Source organism: Pseudomonadota bacterium, from assembly GCA_010028905.1.
In the GTDB taxonomy this organism is placed as follows: domain Bacteria; phylum Vulcanimicrobiota; class Xenobia; order RGZZ01; family RGZZ01; genus RGZZ01.
Window position 1 is genome coordinate 1 of the sequence record RGZZ01000705.1, and the last position, 1,875, is coordinate 1,875.

Annotated in this window: 3 protein-coding genes; 1 reads left to right on the forward strand and 2 read right to left on the reverse strand. The window is 66.2% G+C overall.

Translation table 11 applies throughout. From position 1 onward, the window contains the following. Both EB084_24520 and EB084_24525 read right to left on the reverse strand, forming a co-directional pair. Positions 1-436 (reverse strand): NADPH:quinone reductase (locus EB084_24520; protein ID NDD31428.1); only part of this gene is annotated, 436 nt, incomplete at its 3' end. Between the two features lie 12 nt (positions 437-448). Next, positions 449-874, reverse strand: coding sequence for a hypothetical protein (locus EB084_24525; protein NDD31429.1), 426 nt, complete (start codon positions 872-874; stop codon positions 449-451). Positions 875-1,003: 129 nt separating this feature from the next. On the opposite strand from EB084_24525, the gene EB084_24530 reads away from it, so the two are divergent. Beyond that, positions 1,004-1,875 (forward strand): hypothetical protein (locus EB084_24530; protein ID NDD31430.1); only part of this gene is annotated, 872 nt, incomplete at its 3' end.

Sequence of the window (1,875 nt, forward strand, 5' to 3'; positions counted from 1 at the left end):
CCAGCACCCTCTGGCCAGCGCGCGCGGCGCCTTTCTGGAAGAGCGCGCGCCAGGCCGTTGCAGCCGCGACACCGAGCGCCGCCCCCTCGTCGAACGACGCCACCGATGGAAGACGATACAGCTGCTCACGACGGCATACAGCGTGCTCTGCGTAGGCACCGCTCACCGTTCCGAACGAGTACACGCGATCTCCGACCGCCAGGTCGGCAACGCCCTTGCCGACCGCCTCGACCACGCCCGCCACATCAGTGCCCGGGGTGAACGGCAGCGCGGGAAGGGTGCCGTAATGACCCGCGCGGATGTAGGTCTCGACGGGATTCACCCCTGCTGCGAACACCCGCACCCGCGCCTCGCCGGGGCCAACCTCGAGGTCGTCGACCGCCTCAAGGCGCATGACGTCCGGCTCACCGAACTCGTAGACACGTATTGCGCGCACGAACGATGCGCTCTACTTCGGCGTGTCGTCGACGTACTTGCCCGAGTCGTCGCGCACCAGCTTGCGCAGGCCGCCGCGCTTCAGGCGCTCTCGTGAGAGGCCATCGCCGTAGTGATGCCCCTGCACGATATTGGCCCCGGTGATGATGCGCTGCACATCGGCATCACAGTCCGGGCATCGCTCGAGACGGGGTTCGGACATGCCGTGCACCACATCGAAGTTGTCGCTGCACCGATCGCAGCCTGCGGCCATATCAACGGCCCGGTAGGTGTAGACGGGCATGGATGTCGCCTCTCGCGTCAGTCTCGGGGCATCACGTTCGTGATGGATCCCGACCCGAGAAGTTGCACCTCGACGCGCATCGTCCCTTCCCCTGACGGCGCGTGAAGCGCTCTCACGTTCACATCGTCCCGGAAGAAATTTGCATCTCGGCAACATCTCGTTTACACGGGTCGGCCTCGTGTCAGCGCGCCCTCAGCCGGCGGTCAGCCGACAGGCGTATGCTCTGGGTGTAGGGCGCAGACAGGCGCACCTCGTCAAGCGAAGAGAGTGAGGAACAGAGTCACGATGTCACATCCGAAGGGCGGTCACAAGGTTCACGCAGTCAGCCACACCAGCAGCCACAGCGCGGCAGCGCACGCGCACGCCGCTTCCCCGAGCAGGCACGCATCCCCGTCGCACGGGGCAGACAAGTCGCACAAGGCCGACAAGGCCCACGACGAGCAGGTCGTGACGAGAGACCACGCTCGGAAGAACGATGCCTCCACCGATTCAACCCACCTCTCAGAAGATGCCCACGACGAGCAGGTTGTGACGAGAGCGAACGACGTCAAAGACCCCAACGCAGTCAAGGACCCGAACGCGGTCAAGGACCCGAACGACCCGAATGCCAAGGATCCGAACGATCCGAATGCCAAGGACCCCAACGATCCGAATGCCAAGGACCCGCAGCAGGCGAGCATCGACGCGCTCAAGCAGCAGCTCGAGGACATGAAGGCCGAGCTCGAGCGCATGAAGGAAGAGCAGGCTAGCGCGGCGAGCCAGCCCCAGGGCGGCAGCGAAGGCGGTGGCGGCGAACAGGGCGGCGGCGGTGGCCAGCCTCAAGGCGGCGGTTGCCCCGCGCAGCAAGCCTCGCCGGGGCAGCAGGCACAGAACAACCTCAACCAGATGGGCGACATCAACACCGTGCTGATGCAGGACATCGCGGCGGTGCAGGCGGCGCTCAACGGCGGCGGGATGCAGCCCGGCGGGTTCGGCGACGGCGGGCTGCAGCACGGGGTACAGCAGGGCGCCCAGCAGGGCGGGTTCGGCGGTGGACTTCAGCTGGCAGTCGCGGTCGGAAAGCTCCAGTCAGACTACAGCCAGGCCAAGACTGCGGGTCAGATGATCAACCCGCAGCCTTGGCCTGGCTGTAGTCGGACTGGAGCTTTCCGACCGCG

Bases quoted from the DNA above. Each gene is read 5' to 3' on its own strand.
- EB084_24525 (NDD31429.1), bottom strand. From the start codon at position 874: ATGTTGCCGAGATGCAAATTTCTTCCGGGACGATGTGAACGTGAGAGC.